We start from the raw sequence: 2,202 nt of genomic DNA on the forward strand, positions 1-2,202 counted from the left end.
TGTCAACGCTTCGCGAAAACTGACCCCGCGCGGGTTCGGGAAAGTTGACCCCCTGGCGGTTGGTTCAGCGGCGGTTGGTGCGGTTCTCTTTGGCGAGGAGCTCGCGGCGTTGGCGGGTGCGGTAGGAGTCGCCGGTGAGGGTGAGGACCTCGGCGTGGTGGACGAGCCGGTCGATCATGGCTGCGGCCACTACGTCGTCGGAGAACGTTTCACCCCAGCGTCCGAACGGCAGGTTCGAAGTGACCATGACCGAGCCTTGTTCGTAGCGTGAGGCGATGAGCTGGAAGAACAGGTTCGCCGCGTCCTGGTCGAAGGGGATGTAGCCAACTTCGTCGATGATGATCAGCTTGTAGCGGCGGATCTTCTTCAGCTCGGCCTCCAGCCGCCCGGCGTGGTGGGCGGCGGCGAGCCGGGTGATCCAGTTGCTGGCGGTGTCGAACAGGACGGAGTAGCCGGCGTGGGCGGCCTTGACCCCGAGGCCGATCGCCAGGTGGGTCTTGCCGATGCCGGGCGGCCCGAGCAGGATCACGTTCTCGGCTTTGGCGACGAAGGTGCCGGTGGCCAGGTGGGCGAGCAGGTCCCGGCGCAGCGAGGGCAGGTGGTCGAGGTTGAAGTCCTCCAGCGTCTTCGCGGCCGGGAAGTGGGCGGTGCGGATCCGCATGATGGAGCCCTTGGACTCCCGGTCGGCGACCTGACGCTGCAGGAGTGCGGCCAGGTACTCCTCGTGCGACCAGTTCTCATCGCGGGCCTGGGTGGCGAGTTCTTCCCAGAACGCGCCGATGGTCGGGGTCTTCAACACCCGGGTCAGGTAGGCGATCATCGACGGCAACCCGTCCGCCGGTGCGGCAGACAGACGCAGAGTCGCGGTGGTGGTCACGTGGTGCTCACTTTCGTTGCTGTGTTGGTGAAATCGACGCCGAACAGGGCGTCGTAGTCCGGCAGCGCCCGCAGCATGACGGTGTGACCGTCGGTGTGGTGGCGGGTCGCCGCCGCACGTTGTTGCCGGTCCTGGGCGAGGACCTGGCGCATCTGCGCTGCGGTCGCGGCGTGAGCGGGATCGGTGACCACTGCCTGCTTGGCCCATGACCGGGCGTGGCAGGCCACCACCTGCCCCTCACAGGCCACCGTCACCTGCTGCGGGGACGCGGTGACGTCGACGAACCTGCCGATCACGCGGGGGTCGACGGAGTAGTCGCAGGTATCCACGCGCACGTAGTAGTCCCGGCCCAGCCGCACCCGCAGGTTCAGCCCGGTCGGCGGGTCGAGAGGCGGCAGCGCCAGCATCGACCGGTAGTCGGTTTCGAGCAGGTCGACCGGGCGGCCGGCGATCGAGCGGACCGTGCGGGCGTTGGCCTGGACCAGCCACTCGCCCAGCTGGGTGTTGAAGTCAGCCGGTGAGGTGAACCTGCGCCCGGGCAGGAACGAGGTCTCCAGATACTGGTTGTTCCGCTCGACCATCCCCTTGAACTCCGGGTCCCGCGGCGGAGCCAGCCTGATCTGGGTGGCCAAGGTGCCCGCGAACGCCGCCGCCGGCACGGTGACCCGCCCGGTTCCGCCGATCGCGGACTCCCGATCCCACAACAACGCCCGGGTCACCCTGCCGAGCCCGGCGATCAGCGTCCACATCCCCGCCAGGATGTCCCCGGCCTGACGCGAGGGGATCATCGTCGCGGTCAGGAACCGGGAGAACGCCAACGTCATCACCAGCACCGGCAACACCCGCTCCTGCCCGGCCGCGACCGGGATCCTCGGCTCGGGAAACCACAGGTCGCACTGGGTCAGCTGCCCCGGCTCATAGGTGACCCGGTCCACCGGATCGATCCCCACATACTCCGGCCGGATCGCCGCCAGCCGCTTCTTCAACGGCGACAACGAGTACGGCCACCCGATCCGGGACGCGACCACCGGCGCCGGCATCCGCGGCCACTCCGCCAACAAAGCCCGGATCTGCGGCTCGTAGGCATCAGCCACCGACCCCCGCGGGGCCCGCTCATACTTCGGCGGCCGATCCGAAGCCAACGCCGACCGCACCGTGTTCCGAGCCACCCCCAACCGCCGAGCGATCTCCTTGATCGGCACACCCTCGCCGCGATGCAACCGGCGAATCTCCGCCCAGTCCTCCACTTTCAACACCCTCCAAGACTCAGGAGGGGGTCAACTTTCGGAGAACCCCAGGGGGTCAGTCTTCAGGAGGCGGCGACA

General features: G+C 68.3%; 2 protein-coding genes. Both read right to left on the bottom strand.

Features of this window, described 5'->3' with window-relative positions:
- Positions 1–64 precede the first annotated feature (64 nt).
- The gene (gene istB / locus ABZV93_RS28765; protein ID WP_354942087.1) at positions 65–877 is read right to left on the bottom strand and encodes an IS21-like element helper ATPase IstB; all 813 of its coding nucleotides are present in this window, start codon (positions 875–877) and stop codon (positions 65–67) included.
- Positions 874–2,133 carry an IS21 family transposase gene (gene istA / locus ABZV93_RS28770; protein ID WP_354942089.1) on the bottom strand — a complete coding sequence of 420 codons (1,260 nt, stop codon included), beginning with the start codon at positions 2,131–2,133 and terminating at the stop codon, positions 874–876. Before istA ends, istB begins: the two co-directional genes overlap by 4 nt.
- Between the last annotated feature and the right edge of the window lie 69 nt (positions 2,134–2,202).

Source organism: Actinopolymorpha sp. NPDC004070, from assembly GCF_040610475.1.
Lineage (GTDB): Bacteria > Actinomycetota > Actinomycetes > Propionibacteriales > Actinopolymorphaceae > Actinopolymorpha.